The organism is Enterococcus sp. AZ149 (assembly GCF_051714285.1).
GTDB classification, from domain to species: domain Bacteria; phylum Bacillota; class Bacilli; order Lactobacillales; family Enterococcaceae; genus Enterococcus_D; species Enterococcus_D entomosocium.
On record NZ_JBIORO010000001.1, the window covers coordinates 3,101,935 to 3,117,967 of the forward strand.

Here is a 16,033-nt window from a genome sequence, read left to right on the forward strand (position 1 = left end):
GCAAGCAGATTTTTCTGCTTGCGCTTTTTCTTCGCCAATTGTTTATTTCTGTAAAGCTTTTTTCATCATACTAATCACAGAATCGAATTGAGAATGCTCATTGACGACTTTATCGGCTTTTTGTCGATTGGGGCGGTCTTTTAGAAAGTCGAAGATTTGGTTTTCATTCTGGATTCCTAGTTTAGCCATAAACTCATCCAAGTTCTGAAAATCTGTATACTTTTGTAAGAAGTCATTGTTCAACAACGCCTTCACATCAAGATTCCCTTTTTGATACGCTTGATAAAGGCTAGTCAGTTCACTGAAACTGAAATTTGCTTTTAATTGATCCATCCATCCCATTTATGCTTCCTCCTTCGCAGAAATGATTTTCGCACCAAGGGTATTTTCAAAATGGCGTAGTGCCCATTCATGTCCGACCGCGTCAAAGCTGGCAACGGTATCTGCATCGATCACCAGTTGGTAGCCTAAATTATAGGCATCCACTGCTGTATGCAAGACACAGATGTCGGTACAAACGCCGGTCAGGTACAATTCCGTGATCCCTCTTTCCCGGAGTCGGATGTCCAAGTCGGTACCACTAAACGCTGAGTAATGGCGCTTGTCGATCCAATAGACATTTGGCGCTTCCTGATAGGTTTCATAAAGCGGGGCTAAACGACCATAAAGATGTCGCCCCGCACTGCCCGCAAGATTGTGGGGTGGGAACAAGCGGTTTTCAGGATGATAGTTGTCTGTTTCCTCATGACGATCAATGGCAAAAACGACATACTCACCGGCTTCGATAAAGGCTTGCGTCCGAGCCACTAAGGCAGCTTCAATCGCTTGCCCAGCAGCACCCGTCGTCAATCGTCCCTCATCTGCAACAAAATCAAACGTATAATCAATGGATAGTAATGCTCTCATGCTTCCTTCCTCCTCTTACGGATCGGCTCTCCTGTTTTTTAAGTTACTTTAATGTTTCAACGAATGCCAAGACCATTTCAGCGGAACGCTTGCCAGCTTCTAAGATAAACTCATCAAAAGAGACGGTTGCTGCGTGGTCGGCGGTGTCGCTGATCGCGCGCACGATCAAGAAAGGAATATTGAATTGCTGCGCGGTCTGTGCGATCGCGGCTCCTTCCATCTCACAAGCCAAGGCATCTGGAAAATGTCCTAAAATCTCCTGTACTTTTTGCGGGTCATGAATGAAGCTGTCACCAGTAACGATCAGTCCCTTTTTCACGGTATGATGAGTCGCTTCTGCGGCTTTCGTCATCTCACTGATCAAATAGCGGCTGGCTTCATAATACAAAGGCATCCCACCAGGCAACTGGCCATATTCATAACCAAAGCCAGTCACATCGACATCAAAATAGGCCACTTTATCTGAGATCACTAAATCCCCTACTTGTAAACCGGCACCGATCCCACCAGCTGATCCAGTATTGATCACCATATTGACCCCGTATTGTTGGATCAGTAAACTAGTGGTGATCGATGCCAGAACTTTGCCAATACCTGAACGAACGACGATCACTTCATGATTGCCGATACTTCCTGAAATAAATAGTGCGCCGCCGCGTTCCCAAGAAAGCGGTGAAATCAACTGTTCCCGCAACGCCTTGATTTCTTCCTCCATTGCACCAATAATACCAATTTTCATGTGTTTGCCTCCTACTTCTCGTTTATTTTTCATACTTTAAAATGAAAAACAACAGAAATTCCCACGTATCTACTGACGTGTTTTTCTCCTTTCATGATAAACTAGTTTTGACGAAACGAACAGTTTTTTGTCATTATCAAAGGAGGCACTTATGTCTGAAATTTTCAACGCCATGGCAGCAAAATACGATACCCCTGAACGGATCGCGTTAGCACAATTAGTCACCCAAACCCTTGAACCTTATTTTAAAGACAACCAGCACCAAACTCTGATCGATATCGGCGGCGGTACCGGCCTAGTAAGTCTGCCCTTAGCAGCTTATGTCCAGCACTTAGCCATCTGGGATACTGCCCCTGGCATGATCGAGGTTTCTGAAAAAAAAATCAACCAACTGCAGCTGGCCAATGCTTCTGCAACTGTCCACGATCTGCTGCAAGAATCCTTACAAGCAAAAGCAGACGCTGTGCTGCTATCCCTCGTCTTGCTGCATATTCCTGACACAGCCGCTATGATGGAAAAACTATACGCCTTGCTGCAGCCAGGAGGAACCCTTTACCTAGTGGATTTCCTCAAAAATCCCGCCGTGTCTCACCCGCTGGTTCATAATGGGTTTGACCCTGCTGCATTGACTCAACTGACAGAGGCGATTGGGTTTACCGACACTTCCTTTACCGTTTTTCATGAAGCGGATCATTTGTTCATGAATCAGCCAGTTGCCATGTTTTTAGCTATTTTGAAAAAGCCGACCGAATAACAAAAAAGCCGCACTTGCAGAAGATGCAGGGGCGGCTTTTTCTTTGTTCTAGATGAATCACAACAAAAAGATCGCCAAACCGACGACGACTAACAATAAAGTGACGATCACAATGGCTTTCATTAAAAAACGGTTCAAATCCCGAGATTTCTGGTTCTCACCGGCACGGGTCTTCGTGATTTCTTTGTTTTTCTTGCGCACTTTTCGGTAGTGGTTATCGATTTGTTTTTCTTTTTGTTTCCATTCTTTCTTGCTTTGCTTTTCTACGATTTGCTGATTACGTTCAGACGCCGCTTGTTCTTCTTCGCGTCGGCGTCGAAGTTCACTGCGGGTGATCAATGGTTCTTTAGGCAAGTCCGTTCCTCCGTTTCAATTCCAGCAACTCCCAAAATTGGATCGCAAACACGGTCTTCGCATCACAGATCGTTCCATCAGCGATAGCGGCTTGTGCTTGCTCTAAGCTCAATTCATAGACTTCCAGCACTTCGTCTTCGTCTTGCGGTAAGGGATTTGCCACTTTTTCCAGCTCTTTCGCATAATAGACGTGCAAGATTTCATTCGCAAAGCCTGGTGAAAGGTACATAGAAGAAACATGCTCTAGCGTTTTTGCGCGATAGCCAGTCTCTTCTTCCAATTCCCGGGCGCCAGTCAAATCTGGACGTGCGCCTTCTCCTGGATCGATTTTGCCTGCTGGTATCTCTAAAATCACTCGCTCTAATGGCTTTCTGAATTGGCGAACGAACAGCATTTTGTTCTCACTCGTCAAGGCGATCACGGCCACCCCACCTGGGTGGAAGACTAGTTCGCGTTTACTGGTTCCACCATTGGGCAAGGAGACATCATCAACCACCACATCAATGATTTTGCCATGGAAAATTTCATTCCGTTGGATCGTTTTTTCTTCAAAATCTTTAAATTCTAACATCTATCGACACCTAACTTTCCTCATACGTCTTATCTATCAAACACTTTAGCATAATTTAGAAAAAATATCTTCTTAAGAAATGGCAAGAAAGCTTATGAATTTACTAAAAATCGGAAAATCCACCCCAAGTCTGATATTTTTCTTTTAGTGAACATGCTAAAATAAAGATGTCGAATAACCCAATCTACTTGTCCAAGAGATTTTTAGGAGGAGGAAAAATGAAAAAAAACATCTGGCTGATCGTTGGTGCGATCGTCCTCATCAGTATTATTTTTAACGTAGTAGGCGATTCATTTGCGAGCCTATTATTAATCGTCGGTGCAATTTTAGTCTACGTCGGTATCAGAGGACGTAAAGTTCCGGCAGCGGATCCACAAGTTTTGCCTTCTTTAACGAGAGAACGAGAAGCCCATTACTTGAAGAGCGGAATGACTGCTCGTGAGATCGAATTGTTCCGTGAAACGATGAATCAGACGAAACACCAAATCGATAAATACCAAAAAAATATCACTAGCAATAACAAGTTAAAAGCCATTGACTTGCGTCACGATGCCTTGCGTGCCTCAAAAGCTCTTTTCAAAGAACTCGTAAAAGAACCAACTAAACTGCCTTTGGCAAGTCATTTCCTTTATACCCACTTGCCCAATATGGTCGATTTGACCGATAAGTTCATTGAAATCAATAGCCATGAGATCAAAAGTCGTGAGACCTATGATAAAATCGAAGAAAGCACACAAATTATCGAGCAAATGGCTTCCTTGATCGCCAAAGACTACTCCCAATTTGTAGCAGACGATCTTGATGACATGGATATTGAGTTATCCATTGCCAAACAAAGCATAAAACGAGATAATGAATAGGGATAGATTCTGATTGGCAACAAAAAAAGAATCTAAAAAAAAATCTAGCCCAGGCTAGATTTTTTTCGAAAGCAGACAATTATTAGGAGGAGTTATTATGAGTGACACACCAAATCAAGTAAAACCCGTAACGGATACGCTTGACGATTTATTGAACAACCCATTTTCAACCCCTGTCGACACTTTGACCACTACTCAACAAGCGGAGATCAGTCAGCTGAAAGAACAGCAAACAGCACCGCGTTTGATTGACAAATTACCGCCAGAGCGTCAAGCACAGGCCCAAGAATTAGCCAGCAAGATCGATGCAACTGACCAGCAAGCAGTCATCACCTATGGTGCAGCTGCCCAAACCAAACTTGGGGAGTTTTCCCAATCTATGTTGAACCATGTCCAAGCAGCTGATATCGGCCCTGTGGGCGACTCATTGACTGAGTTGATGTATCGCTTACAAGAAGCCAATCCAGATGAACTGCGTGCAGGTGAAGGCAACTTATTCAAGCGGATGTTTGGTAAAGTAAAACAATCCATTTTTGAAATCACCGCTAAATATCAAAAAATCGGTGCCCAAATCGACAAGATCGCCGTCAAATTGGATAAAGAAAAAGACGGTTTGCTAAAAGACAACCTGATGTTGGAACAGTTGTATCAAAAGAACAAAGATTACTTCGATGCATTGAACATCTACATTGCCGCTGGCGAGTTGAAGATGCAAGAATTGCAAACCAAAATCATTCCTGAAGCCATGAAAAAAGCAGAAGAAACGAATGATCAAATGGACGTACAGATCGCCAACGATTACACGCAATTCCTAGATCGTTTAGACAAACGGACCCATGACTTGCGCTTGGCACGTCAAATCACGATCCAACAGGCACCGCAAATTCGCCTGATCCAAAACACGAACCAAGCGTTAGCAGAAAAAATCCAAGCTTCTGTCAATACAGCGATCCCACTATGGAAAAACCAAGTGGTGATTGCCTTGACTTTATTGCGTCAAAAAGATGCAGTTACGGCACAGCGTCAAGTTTCTGAAACCACCAATGATCTATTGAAGAAAAACTCAGAAATGTTGAAAGTTTCTGCTATTGAAACAGCGAAAGAAAACGAGCGCGGCATCGTCGACATCGAAACATTGCAAAAAACACAAAACGACCTTGTGGAAACGATCCAAGAAACATTACGGATCCAAAAAGAAGGAAAAGAAAAACGTCGTGCTGCCGAAGTGGAATTGGGTCATCTAGAAGAAGACTTGAAAGACCGCTTATTGGATTTAACTAGCAACAAGTAAATTTCACCTATTAAAAGAGGACTTCCATTCATGGAGTCCTCTTTTTTTGAAAAATTTTATTTAAGTGAAAGCAGCGATCCAATCTCAATGAAATGAAACTTCAAAATGATTGACGCCGTCTTGATCCACCGTCAAACTGATTTGCGCCTGCAGCATTTCTGTGATGGCTTTGGCGATGGCTAAACCTAACCCATAGCCACCGTCTTGATGGTTGCGAGAAGGATCCCCGCGGTAGAAGCGGTCAAAGACATAGGGAATTTTTTCTTCGGGGATCGGACAACCACCGTTGGAGACTTGCAGCACTGTCTTTCGTTGCCGTTCGATTAGGGCCACTGTGACTGTTTCTCCAGCGGGCGTGTATTTCAAGGCATTGTCTACCAATATCATGGTCAATTGCCGCAAGGCTTGCTCATTGCTTTCAAGGCGCACCTGTTTAGCGATCTGTTCCTGATAGTGGATCCCTTTTTCCAGCGCAATCGCCTCCATGCTTTGATAAACACTTTGCACGACTTGACTGGCATCGATCACCGAACGCACCATTTCTTGCTCGGCACTTTCAAATTTGGTCAACATCAATAAGCTATTTACTAGCTCATCCATCCGTTCGGAACCTAACTGAATGTTTTCCAGCCATTTCATTTGGCTTTCCAAGGTTTCTTCTGGACTGCCAGCTAATACCTCAGCATTGACTTGAATGATCGCCAGTGGTGTTTTCAACTCATGGGAAGCGTTAGAAACAAACTCTTTTTGTTTGCGCCAAGCCAGTTCCACCGGTCGCAAGGCTCGATTGGCCACATAAAAACTAGCGATATAAATACTGGCTAAAGCTAAAACGCCGATGAGCAAAAGCGTGTTTCTTAAGTTGCTTAGACTGGTTTTGTAGTCGGTGACGTCAAAGAACAGCACTTGATAAAATGGCTCGTAATTATTGATACTGGTGGAATATTCCCCTATTGCATCGTAATCGATTGAGTATTGATTGAAAGAAGTCACTAAAAAGAGCGCATACCGCCAATTTCGACCATTCACCTTCACTTCGTTAGGAATCTCCCCTTGTTTCGCCGCTGCATCGACCAAGGCTTCATAAAGCTCGTTTTGATCGACGCTCTCATCAATACTTTGAATCACGACATCCATTTGGCTAATGTCAAGTAGAGCGATCTCTCTGAGCTCACTGGTACTATTCGTGATGGTCAACATCATTGGATACTCAGGCTCTGTCAGTGATTGCCGCACTTCCTCCTCATCCAAAGGTACCGCAGCTAGGGTGTTTGCTTCTTGCGAGATCAATGATTGGATCTCGTTTTCAATTTGGGTGGCATTCAAAATATAGATAAAGGTAAAGGCACCTAAGACAATGATTGAGATCAACGCCATATTGAACCACAGCATTTTATTTCGCAATTTTTTTAACATGGCGGCTCCTTGCTCTGCAAAATATACCCCGCATTGCGGATCGTGCGAATGCCGATATCCGCTTCAAGCAGCGTCAGTTTTTTCCGCAGCAAAGACACATAGATTTCAACGCGGTTTTCTTCCACATCGGGATCAAAGCCCCAAATTTTATTGATGATGGTTTCTTTTGATAAGATCACTTTGGGTCTAGATAAGAACAGTTCCATCAGTTTCATTTCTTTGGGTGACAACACCACTTGATTGCTAGGCGTGGCTAACTGCAGCTCATTACGATCTAAGCCCACGTTGCCAAAGGCTAACTGGTCTTCTTGATAATCCAAATCTTTTCTTCTGCCTAGCGAACGAATCCGTGCCAGCAACTCTTTCATTTGAAAGGGTTTCGTCAAGTAATCATCTGCCCCTGCATCCAAGCCGAGTACTTTGTCATCGACTTCGCTTTTGGCCGTCAACATAATGATCGGCGTGCGAATATTTTGCTTGCGTAACGTCTTTAGCAATGTGATTCCATCGATTTTGGGCAGCATGATATCCAAAACGAGAATGTCATATACACCACTCGCTGCATAATCTAATCCGGTTTCGCCGTCAAAGGCCAAATCGACGGAATAATGTTGTTTCTTCAATAAGCTGGCAACAGCTTCTGCGATCGATGGCTCATCTTCTACGAATAAAATCCGCATTGGTCAGTCCCCCTTTTGCACTCATCATTTCTTTTTTCAATCACTTTTCGGTAAGCATAATCATTCCTGTAGGATCATTCCAATTGTTCTCCAATAAAACGTTCTGTTGAAACGATCCGCACGTGTTCGCTGGATTGATGAATCCACATGTGTAGCAACAATGCTACCATACCGCTTAGTAAAAACACAAACAGCTTTTTCCTAAGGTCTTGAAAATTCTCTTGATGACGCATGGGTTTCCTCCTTTTGCAGGTTGACTAAAAAAGAAAGCGACTATTCAGAATCAGATGCCGCAGGGGCTGTCTGATTGCCTAAACTGATATCAAAGGTGATCGTATCTTCTAACGGCAGAAACTGATTGAACTTGCTCATCCCCACGATCGTCCCATAGGGTTCTGCTGAGTTGACGTAACGGACTTGATAGCTGATGTTCGCCCCTTTTGAACGGAATTCATCAAAGAAGAGTTTTTGCAGATCCCCTTCAAGGATCTCGCTTCGACGGTAATCTTTGATATAAGGTTGACCTGCCGAATAGACGACTTCAATGCCTTTGTCATCTTTGCTGGTTAAGACGGTCCCGGCGGTCTCACTTTGCGAGATCAATTGTCCATAGGGCAGACTCTGAGTAAACTGCATCCGCATCCGCACAGTGACACCCTCAACAGCGGCCTGGGCATCATCTGGTAAAATCGTTGAAAAGTCTGGTACGGTGACCCCTTTCCCTAGGGAAATCGTTACTTGAAACGCATCCCGTTTCGCGATTTTTTCTTTTGGTGCCACGCTTTGTTCAATGACCTTGCCTTCTTCCACAGTATCCGAAGCCTGTTCTTTGACTTCAAGCTCCAGCTCATGGGCTTTCCCCCATGTTTCTACCTCTGCACGGGTTTTATCACTAAAGTCTGGTACTTCAATATCTTTTTCAAAGGTTTCTTCGCCTTTGGAATAAAAGACTCGTCCGACATCTCGACGATGATAGTTCTCTCGTGAGACTTCTTTATTGGTAAATTCTACTCGAATCGGTGCTTTTTCCTCGATCTCATCGTGGTATTCATCGACGATCGTCAAATTGCTTGCTTGATTTTTTTCGATCCACTCTGCTGCCTCGTCCCTCGTCATTTCCATAAAGTCTGGCAATGCCAATTTCTCTTCTGGATCAGGTCCTTGGCTCACGGTTAGATGCAGGGTGCTTCTTTTTCTGACTCGACTTCTGGCGGCTTCTGCTTGGGCGATCACTTGATTGGCTGGGGCTTCATCATAGGCTGGTGTGACATCAACCGCAAGATCATGTTCCGCTGCCCATTCTCTGACCTCTGAGATCTCTTTGTCCACAAAGTTATCCAACCGGACATACGCCAATTGGAAAAATAAAAAGCCGCTGAGTATAAAGAGTCCAAGCAAGGCAGCTAACCCTAGCAGTCGTTTTTTTCGCCGCTTCTTTTTGAAGGAGGGATCATGTTCGATCCCCTCTTCTAAAGAAGCTGAACCTTTTTCTTTGCGGGAAGCACGGGAAGAAGGTACTTCGGCTGCTGCTGATCCCTTGTCTGGCTGTTTCGGTTCTTCTTCAAACTTCGATAAAAAATCACTCATAGGCCGTCAACGCACCTTTTTTTAAGTAAAAAGTCTGATCTGACTGCTTGGCGATCTCGGTCGAATGGGTCACTACGATGATGCACTTGTTGTGGATCGCCGCTAGTTCTTTAAAAATATCCACGATTTCTTGTTCCATGCCTTCATCCAAATTCCCGGTAGGTTCATCGGCTAAAATGATATCAACGTTGGTCGCTAAAGCACGAGCGATGGCGACCCGCTGCTGTTCCCCACCAGAAAGCTGATTGACGAAACGATCGGCTTTCGTGGAATTGATGCCGATATAGTCCAGCAAACGATACGCAATTTGATCGTGCTGATCCGGGAGTTTGTTGTCTGAAATCGCCATCGAAACAAGGACGTTTTCTAAAGCCGTCAAATAAGGGATCAAGTTGTAACTTTGAAAAATCAAACTGATTTTGTTGCGGCGATATTCTTCATAACCGATCGTTTTGATATTTTTTTCTTCAAAAAACACTTCCCCATCGGTTGGCTGATCCAATGCACTGATCAAGGAAAGAAAAGTGGTCTTTCCTGAGCCTGATTTTCCTAAGATCGTGTAAAATTTGCCTTTTTCAAAGGAGATATTGGTTTTATCTAAAATTTTCCGGCGATTCTCGCCATCTTGGTAGTAATACGTCATGTCTTTTGTTTCTAAAATTGCCATGTTCATCGCTCCTTACAGCATGATTTTTTTCGGATTCAACCGTAAAATATACAACAGCGGCACCACTGCCGAAAGCAAGATCGTCACGATCCCAGTCGCTAAAAAGGCGATCACATAAGATAAGGTATATTGAACGCGAAACGCCTCGTTGATCGTCGCTTGGTCGATTTTCGGTGCACCCACAAAGAATTGTTCCATCCCTGTCTGGTTTGCCTCTAGCATACTGCTGGTTAACAAAGATTCAGAAACCATCTTGCCCAGCATATTCCCTGTAACCAAGGAGATCAGCATTGCACTGACACCAATCAACAGGAGTTCGATCACAATCTGTGCAAACACGTATTTCCGGCGTTCCCCTAACGAAAGGTAGATACCTAACTCATATTTACGATCTCGGGTAAACAAGACAATGATCAAGGAGATAATAATCAAGGAAGCAATCACCGCAATCACTACGACATACGAGGAAATTTGTGATAAGCGATTCATACTGGTTCCCACACGGTCATACTCATCCGTAGAAGCATTGACCTTATAGCCATTTGGCAAGAGTGGTGTCACCTCTTGTTTGAATTGTTCTGCATCTTCTGGTTGATTCAAAATAAATTGCGGGGTAAAGAAATCCTTATCAGAACCAGGATCTGTCGCTGGAAATGCCGCTTGTTGCCCCGCACGTTCCTCTTCAACAATCGTTTTCACAGCATCATTTGGCATATAGATACGATTGAAGGGACTATCATCAAAAAAGGACGAACTCGAATTATCATTTTTTTCATTCGCTTTTTCTAAATTTGTGTTTTTAAAGATCCCGACGATTTCAATTGGGTAATCATTGCCTTTTTGTTTCTCTGTCTCTTCACCAGACGAATAATCGATAAACTGTCCATCTAATACCATGGTGTCACCAACGGTCAAGCCGTTTTCCTGAGCCACCTCTTCAGAAATCAACCCTACACGTTTTCCGGTACGCTGTTCCTCTTCTGTAAAGAAGCGTCCCTGTGTTAAATTCACCGTATCTTCTTCAAAATCCAACGGTTGTAAGAGATTGGTTCCTGTTAAATAGACCCAAGAATCCATACCTCCAGAAACCATGATATTCTCGTTTTCAACTTCTGGTCTAAAACTATAGGGTTTGAATTTATCAACAGCAATCATTGCTTCTCGCAAATAGTCATACTGTTTGACTTCCGAGCGCTCGCCAATTTGTTTGATCAGCTCCTCCGGCAGCGGCTGAATCTCCTCCATACTTGCGCCGCCCTCACTATTTGCCATCAAGGCTTCATAGTCGATATCGATCGTTGCGAGGGAACCTAATTGGTTTTTGATCTGCTTTTCGACATTTTGAGTCGACTGATTGACCGCAATTGCACCAGCGATCACATTTCCTAAAATTAGAATAACAGCAAACAATATTGCAGATTTCCCTCGCTTTCTCGTCACACTCAGCCATGCCCGTTTCATATAATTCAATTGCCAACATCCTCTCTTTTTTTCTCTAACAAAAGCATACTGGATGAACCTTTAGCGAATCTGTCATTTGGAAAATTTCTCAAAAAAAGCAGATTCATAGAGGACTTTTGATCAAGAAAGACTGTCATTGCAATGATCATCACCAGAAATGACCACTATTTGAATAACAAAAAAAGCCTCCTAAAACGCTGCTTATAGGAAGCTCGGCTATATTTACATAAAAAAAGACAAAAACCGCATCCGGGTCTTTGCCTTTTCACAATCCTATTCGTCAATTTTCTCATTTAATTCGCTGTTACGATAGCCATATACAAAATAGATCGCGATTCCGATCACTAAGGAGATCCCAAAAACGATCCAGGTCGCCGTTTGTAGACGGGTCATCAAGAAGAGACAGCTGGCAACGGACAACAAAGGCAATAACGGTACCAGTGGTACTTTGAATTCGCCTTTAGCAGGTGGGCCCATCATCTTCCGCAGCTTGATGATTCCTAAGGACATTAAGATCATATACGACAATGCCGCAATGTTGGTCAATTCTGCCAAGATATTCAATGGGAAAGCTGCCGCAAAGAAGAAAGCAAAAACACCCGCGATGTAGGTCGCTTTCTTTGGTGTTTGATGCTTTGGATCAATGGCTTGCATCGCTTTTGGCAATAACCCATCTTTACTGATGGCATATAACAGACGCGCCAAGGAGTACATCATAGCGATCGTCACTGTTAATAAGGTCAAGATCGCACCCACAGAAATGATTGATCCGACAACCCCATGCCCAACATAACGCATTGCAAAAGCCACCGGGTCATTGACTCCTAATTCCGCAAACGGCACGATTCCCGTCATGATCAGTGTGACAATGATATAGAGGACTGTTGCGATCGCAATGGAACCAATGATTCCTCGAGGGACATTTTTCTTGGCATCTTCGACTTCTTCCGCTGCCATTGCGACGGCATCAAAGCCAAGAAAAGCAAAGAAAACTAACGCTGCACCATTAAAAACGCCTGAAAAACCAAAGGGCATAAAGGGCTGCCAGTTGTCTGGTTCCACGAAAAAGGCACCAAAGACGATAAACAAGAGGATCACGCCGAATTTGACCCATACCATAGCATTGTTCAAACGTAACGCTTTTTTCGCTTCTTGGCTGACCCACAAGGTTACAAAAATAATGACTAAACCAGCAATCAAATCAATGTAGGTCCCCTTGCTTGGGTCATAACCGCCCGTCAACGCGGTTGGTAAATGGATATCCGCACTGGCCAAAAATCCTTGCACATAGCCTGACCAGCCAGATGCCACCGAAGAAACGGCCAATAAGAACTCGCAAATCAAAAACCAGCCTGCCAGCCACGCGGTAAATTCACCAAAAACGACATACAGATACGAATAGGCGCCCCCTAAAACGGGGATCCGAGAAGCAAATTCCGCAAAAGAAAGCCCTGATAACACAACAACGATACCAGCTACAACAAAGGAAAGAATCAATGCCGGTCCGGCATACTCAGCAGAAGCAGTCCCTGTAACAACAAAGATACCTGTGCCGATAATGGCGCCGATCCCCAACATAATCAAATCTTTTAACTTCAACTCTTTTTTTAAATTCGTCACACTTTCCCGTTGTATGACTTTTTTTCGAAATAAATCCATAACTCCTCCTCAAAAATATACGTTTATGTTGCTTTCATATACCCCAGCAAAACACCGCCGATAATCACCAGCAGACAACCAATCACCACATACCGCAGTTCTTTTTTGGTTTTCTTTTCGCCGAGAATAAAAATCCCGCCTAGCGTTGAAATGATGATTCCCATCTGCGACAATGAGAAGCCCACCGCTAGTCCGACTTGCTGAACCGTGATCAGCATGCAGACATTGCCGATGCCCCATAACAATCCTGACAAGGTATTTTTCCCTACAAAACGGTCGACCTTCGTCTTTCTTAAAGCAAATAGGCTGGCACCGATCAGCATCCCGACACTTTGTGGCAAAATGATCGCCAATGGGTCCAATCCTGCCCAAGTAATCAAAATCGTATAGGCGCCGTACCCAATCGTGGATGAGATCAATGCCCGAAATCCTTTAGGAAAATCAAGCATCTTGCTGCCGGCTTCTACCGGACTTTCACCATCTTGGCGAGCGGTCAGATAAGCCCCGATCACCAATAAGATCAATGCGCTAACACCTAATGCATAATCGCGGGTCTGGGTCCATTCCGCAAAAAACAATGCACCGGCGACCGTATTTAAAATCAGCTGCATGCCGGTTGAAAGCGGCAGTCCAACAGACACACCTAAATATTTCATGCCATGGAATTGACCGTTTTGACCGACGGACCAAAAGAGACCAGACAAAAGACCGATCAAAATCACCTTTCCATCAATCACTGGCATCGTCACAAAATATACGACCAGAGAAAAGAAAAAGGCACCAATCGTCATTCCTAGCGTTTGCTGGTTCGCATCCCCGCCAAGTTTGGCACTTACTAAACCAATGCTGCCCCACGCAAACATTGGTACTAATGCAACGAGTATCTCCATTTCATTCATCCTTACCATTCAATTTTAAACACAGGCTTTAGTGTATCAGTGAAAACGTTCTAGGGACAAGTGATTTTTGTCAAAAAACACAAAAAGATACTCGAAAAAAAGCAGATTAGCGTTTTTCCTCATAATAACTCAACAAGGGAAAGAACAGCGTCATGGTGGTTCCTTTTCCAACTGTCGACGAAGCCGTTAGCTCGATGCCTAATTCCTTCGCTAAACTTTTCGCTAAAAAGAGCCCTAATCCCGTCGAGTGGGTGTCCGTTTGGCGCCCATTTTCGCCCGTAAAGCCTTTATCAAAGATGCGACGCATGTCTTCTTTAGGAATGCCGATCCCACTATCTTGCAAGTGGAGATAGGTTCCTTGGGCATCTTTTTCGATCCGAATTGTCAGCTGCCCATTTTGTGGTGTGTACTTAACGGCATTGCTGACCAATTGTCGAAAGATAAAGCCGAGCCATTTTTCATCGGTCAACACTTGCTGATCCTCACCTTCAACGGCATAGTGCAGGTTCTTTTGGATAAAATAATTTGCCTGACTGCGTAAAACCGGCTGGATGACGGCTTTCAATGAAATTTCTTGGACCAGATAATCTTTTGAAAAGCTGTCCAAACGGGCGACGTACAAGACTTGCTCGACATATTCGTTCATGCGGTTCAATTCATTTTCTAGTAAGATGAATTTTTCATCTGGAATATCAAATTCGATCGAATGCAAAAGCAATCGTGATGCGGCTAAAGGTACTTTGATTTCATGGACCCACGAATCGATGTATTCCTTTTGTTCTTCTTGATTGCTGACGACTTGCTGCATCAATTCTTGGTGCTCTCGGATCAACTGATTGATGTAAGATTCGATCCGTTCTTCTTCCGCCGAGCGTGCTCCTTGCAAGTAGTTTTGCAGCAAGCTGTCTCCGGGCTTGGGGGTGATTTTTTGCCAAAAACGCCGCTTAGATAAGTAGCTGATTGCCAAAAAGAACACCATCAAGACACTTTGCATCAAAAAGAGATAGCCGACTGTACCCCAATCCATCGGGGAATGAGGAGTCAGCCAAAAAACTAAGACCGTCAACACGAAAAAGACCAGCCAGCCAATAAACAGCAGCCAACGATCTTTCAAAAAACTGCGCAAAACCCGCCACTTTGTCATGGTACGATATACCCTTGACCAACCTTGGTTTCAATGTAGCCATTCATCCCCGCTTGTTCGATTTTTCGTCGCAAACGATTGATATTGACCGTCAAGGTATTGTCATCTACAAAACGCTCGTCATCCCATAAGGCCCGCAAGAGTTTTTCACGACTTAAAATCTTGCCGTGATTTTTCATCAAAATATACAGCAGGCGGTATTCGTTTTTGCTAAGATCGATGCTTTCGCCATTGATATACATGCTGCTGTTGTCGATATTGAGGGTCAAACCGTTATGCACTAACGTCTCGCTGCTGCTTTCTACATAGTTGTAGGAACGGCGCAATAAGGCATTGATTTTTGCAATCAGAACGTCGATCTCAAAAGGTTTTGTCACAAAATCGTCCGCCCCCATATTCATGGCCATGATCATATCCATATTGGTATTGCGACTGGAAATAAAAATGATTGGTACTTTGGAAGCTTCGCGGATTTTTTGACACCAATAGTAGCCATCAAAAACCGGCAAATTAATATCCAGTAAAATCAGTTGGGGCTCTTGTTCTTCAAAGTCAGTCAACACTTGATGGAAATCCGTCGTGCCAAAGGTCTCAAACTGCCATTTTTCTAGTTCTTCGATTATCAGTTGGCGAATCACCGCTTCATCTTCTACTACCATTATTTTTGCCATATCCGTGAATTCCCTCACTTTGCGTAATTTTCTCCTCTTTACTTTATCAAATATCAAAAACGAATGCGAACATTAATCGCCGTTTTTAGCAAACCCTAAAAAACCTCTTCACTGTCCTGAGGAATCAGTGAAGAGGCAAACAAAAAACGGACGACTAGGTTACTCGATGATCTCAACAGTCTCAATTAGTAGTTTTCCGATAAACAATAAAATCCCATCGAAAAAAAGCACACTCATGTTGACACCTAATAGCATTGATAACCGTTCAACGACATCGATTTTTGGTCGTTTGTTCAAATAACGAAACAAGAAAAAATTCACACCATACGTCACTGCCATGATCAGCAGCATCAAGATCACCATTTTAGTTCCCT

19 protein-coding genes are annotated in these 16,033 nt (G+C 43.7%); 3 read left to right on the forward strand and 16 right to left on the reverse strand.

Annotated elements, in window-relative coordinates; translation table 11 throughout:
* Positions 1 to 42: 42 nt before the first annotated feature.
* The 3 genes from IGI94_RS14300 to IGI94_RS14310 are packed head-to-tail and all read right to left on the reverse strand — an operon-like array spanning position 43 to position 1,645.
* The gene (locus IGI94_RS14300; protein WP_087664562.1) at positions 43 to 342 is read right to left on the reverse strand and encodes a hypothetical protein; all 300 of its coding nucleotides are present in this window, start codon (positions 340 to 342) and stop codon (positions 43 to 45) included.
* Positions 343 to 906, reverse strand: coding sequence for a cysteine hydrolase family protein (locus IGI94_RS14305; RefSeq protein ID WP_008379309.1), 564 nt, complete (start codon positions 904 to 906; stop codon positions 343 to 345).
* Between the two features lie 43 nt (positions 907 to 949).
* The gene (locus tag IGI94_RS14310) at positions 950 to 1,645 is read right to left on the reverse strand and encodes a 5'-methylthioadenosine/adenosylhomocysteine nucleosidase (protein WP_005227823.1); all 696 of its coding nucleotides are present in this window, start codon (positions 1,643 to 1,645) and stop codon (positions 950 to 952) included.
* A gap of 151 nt (positions 1,646 to 1,796) precedes the next feature.
* Here IGI94_RS14310 and IGI94_RS14315 point away from each other — a divergent pair, with 151 nt between their 5' ends.
* Positions 1,797 to 2,399, forward strand: a complete 603-nt coding sequence (locus tag IGI94_RS14315; protein WP_438899907.1) for a class I SAM-dependent methyltransferase — start codon at positions 1,797 to 1,799, stop codon at positions 2,397 to 2,399.
* A gap of 57 nt (positions 2,400 to 2,456) precedes the next feature.
* Here the strand turns inward: IGI94_RS14315 and macP are convergent, their stop codons facing one another.
* Together macP and IGI94_RS14325 are read right to left on the reverse strand one after the other, a co-directional pair.
* Complete coding sequence (gene macP / locus IGI94_RS14320; protein WP_005233519.1) at positions 2,457 to 2,753, reverse strand: cell wall synthase accessory phosphoprotein MacP; 297 nt, start codon at positions 2,751 to 2,753, stop codon at positions 2,457 to 2,459.
* Positions 2,746 to 3,324, reverse strand: a complete 579-nt coding sequence (locus tag IGI94_RS14325) for an NUDIX hydrolase (RefSeq protein ID WP_008379307.1) — start codon at positions 3,322 to 3,324, stop codon at positions 2,746 to 2,748. The genes macP and IGI94_RS14325 overlap by 8 nt, the downstream gene beginning before the upstream one ends.
* A 218-nt stretch (positions 3,325 to 3,542) precedes the next feature.
* Between IGI94_RS14325 and IGI94_RS14330 the strand changes: the two genes are divergently transcribed.
* The gene (locus tag IGI94_RS14330; RefSeq protein ID WP_008379306.1) at positions 3,543 to 4,184 is read left to right on the forward strand and encodes a 5-bromo-4-chloroindolyl phosphate hydrolysis family protein; all 642 of its coding nucleotides are present in this window, start codon (positions 3,543 to 3,545) and stop codon (positions 4,182 to 4,184) included.
* A 97-nt stretch (positions 4,185 to 4,281) separates the two neighbouring features.
* Complete coding sequence (locus IGI94_RS14335; protein WP_005233515.1) at positions 4,282 to 5,475, forward strand: toxic anion resistance protein; 1,194 nt, start codon at positions 4,282 to 4,284, stop codon at positions 5,473 to 5,475.
* Positions 5,476 to 5,559: 84 nt separating this feature from the next.
* Here IGI94_RS14335 and IGI94_RS14340 read toward each other — a convergent pair whose 3' ends face one another.
* The 11 genes from IGI94_RS14340 to IGI94_RS14390 form a co-directional block, all read right to left on the reverse strand.
* Positions 5,560 to 6,891 (reverse strand): sensor histidine kinase, encoded by a 1,332-nt coding sequence (locus IGI94_RS14340; protein WP_016612965.1) that lies wholly within the window; start codon positions 6,889 to 6,891, stop codon positions 5,560 to 5,562.
* Entirely contained in the window at positions 6,885 to 7,571 is a 687-nt protein-coding gene (locus tag IGI94_RS14345; RefSeq protein ID WP_016612966.1) for a response regulator transcription factor, read from the reverse strand. The genes IGI94_RS14340 and IGI94_RS14345 overlap by 7 nt, the downstream gene beginning before the upstream one ends.
* 74 nt (positions 7,572 to 7,645) lie before the next feature.
* Positions 7,646 to 7,804 (reverse strand): hypothetical protein, encoded by a 159-nt coding sequence (locus IGI94_RS14350; protein WP_005233508.1) that lies wholly within the window; start codon positions 7,802 to 7,804, stop codon positions 7,646 to 7,648.
* 40 nt (positions 7,805 to 7,844) lie between these two features.
* Positions 7,845 to 9,158: a PASTA domain-containing protein gene (locus IGI94_RS14355; protein WP_016612967.1), complete on the reverse strand. Its 1,314-nt coding sequence runs from the start codon at positions 9,156 to 9,158 to the stop codon at positions 7,845 to 7,847.
* A complete protein-coding gene (locus IGI94_RS14360) occupies positions 9,151 to 9,825 on the reverse strand; it encodes an ABC transporter ATP-binding protein (protein WP_008379303.1) in 675 nt (224 codons plus the stop codon). The genes IGI94_RS14355 and IGI94_RS14360 overlap by 8 nt, the downstream gene beginning before the upstream one ends.
* 12 nt (positions 9,826 to 9,837) lie before the next feature.
* Positions 9,838 to 11,286 carry an ABC transporter permease gene (locus IGI94_RS14365; RefSeq protein WP_438899992.1) on the reverse strand — a complete coding sequence of 483 codons (1,449 nt, stop codon included), beginning with the start codon at positions 11,284 to 11,286 and terminating at the stop codon, positions 9,838 to 9,840.
* A gap of 273 nt (positions 11,287 to 11,559) precedes the next feature.
* Positions 11,560 to 12,945 (reverse strand): APC family permease, encoded by a 1,386-nt coding sequence (locus IGI94_RS14370; RefSeq protein ID WP_005233503.1) that lies wholly within the window; start codon positions 12,943 to 12,945, stop codon positions 11,560 to 11,562.
* A 23-nt stretch (positions 12,946 to 12,968) separates the two neighbouring features.
* Positions 12,969 to 13,835: a GRP family sugar transporter gene (locus IGI94_RS14375; RefSeq protein WP_008379298.1), complete on the reverse strand. Its 867-nt coding sequence runs from the start codon at positions 13,833 to 13,835 to the stop codon at positions 12,969 to 12,971.
* 115 nt (positions 13,836 to 13,950) lie between these two features.
* Positions 13,951 to 14,988, reverse strand: a complete 1,038-nt coding sequence (sapS, locus tag IGI94_RS14380) for a two-component system sensor histidine kinase SapS (RefSeq protein ID WP_016621950.1) — start codon at positions 14,986 to 14,988, stop codon at positions 13,951 to 13,953.
* The gene (sapR, locus tag IGI94_RS14385) at positions 14,985 to 15,659 is read right to left on the reverse strand and encodes a two-component system response regulator SapR (protein WP_005227794.1); all 675 of its coding nucleotides are present in this window, start codon (positions 15,657 to 15,659) and stop codon (positions 14,985 to 14,987) included. Before sapR ends, sapS begins: the two co-directional genes overlap by 4 nt.
* A 159-nt stretch (positions 15,660 to 15,818) precedes the next feature.
* Complete coding sequence (locus IGI94_RS14390) at positions 15,819 to 16,022, reverse strand: hypothetical protein (RefSeq protein WP_005227790.1); 204 nt, start codon at positions 16,020 to 16,022, stop codon at positions 15,819 to 15,821.
* Positions 16,023 to 16,033 lie beyond the last annotated feature (11 nt).